General features: G+C 28.3%; 1 protein-coding gene. It reads left to right on the forward strand.

Annotation, left to right across the window (positions count from 1 at the left end; genetic code table 11):
* Positions 1 to 58 precede the first annotated feature (58 nt).
* Complete coding sequence (locus KLA_RS17265) at positions 59 to 790, forward strand: hypothetical protein (RefSeq protein ID WP_034647448.1); 732 nt, start codon at positions 59 to 61, stop codon at positions 788 to 790.
* The last annotated feature ends 262 nt before the right edge of the window (positions 791 to 1,052 follow it).

The raw sequence follows: 1,052 nt of genomic DNA on the forward strand, positions 1-1,052 counted from the left end.
TAATCCCGTAACTTCGGTTATACTTAACGTTCTAAAACATTAAAACAAATGAACAAAAATGAAAAATAAATTTATTCTAATATTGATTACATCAGTTACTTTTTTAAGTATGACATATAAGAATTTAGAACCTGTGAAGTGCTTAGTTGGAGGCAATAATAGTTTATTTGATGTACACCTCAAAATAAATGGAGTAAGTATTAAAAATGGATATGTGGGTAATCTTAAAATTATGAATGAAAATCACCCCTTAAAAGAAGGGTTAGACAATATGCCTTCTTTTATGAAAGATGAGCTTGCTTTTATCCTAAAAGAAGGTGAAAACAATATTGAATTAGAATTTAAAAGAAATGGAGGTAGCTATGAAAGCAATGGACAATTTACTTTTTCATTGACCCGTTCAAGTTTAAACATTCCTCTTTATTATTTTTCAAGTCGAAAAGATTCTGGAAAAGTAACTTCAAAGTTTTATATACAGGATAAGAAGCTAAAAGAAAATTATACCAGTCTAGGTAATACAGATGCTTCATTTATTGCTTCTGAAAAAATTAATTACTTCCAAGCTTTTTTAAATGATGAAAGTTTAATGTCTTTTGGGGGTACAAGTGGAATTACTGATTTAGATTTAATTGAAGATAATAACAAGTTAGAAATCAAATATAAAAGTGCATACGAAGGTGAATTCTCATATTATATTAAAACTCCTAACTTTACTAAAAAAGTAATAAAAAACATATCTAAAGACCAACTTAATAAAACAATAATTGATATCTACAAGTTTAAAAAGTAAAATAACGTTTTACAACACGGTGTATAAAACATAGCTAATAGGTGCTAAACCGAAAGGTTTGTTTTCATTTACTAAGACCGCCAAATAGAATATTATGCGATAGCGAAATGGTCTATTTTGGCTTTTAAAAGAGAAAATTTAAAACAAAATATAATCCCGAGGCTTCGGGACGGCTCTGTGTCTATCCGAAAAATTAGTGTCTTTTTGCACGCTACGTTTCATACACAAATACGTTGTGCATAATTTAAGAAACTCACGAATT

Source organism: Cellulophaga geojensis KL-A (assembly GCF_000568425.1).
Lineage (GTDB): Bacteria > Bacteroidota > Bacteroidia > Flavobacteriales > Flavobacteriaceae > Cellulophaga > Cellulophaga lytica.

Bases quoted from the DNA above. Each gene is read 5' to 3' on its own strand.
- KLA_RS17265 (WP_034647448.1), top strand. From the start codon at position 59: ATGAAAAATAAATTTATTCTAATATTGATTACATCAGTTACTTTTTTA.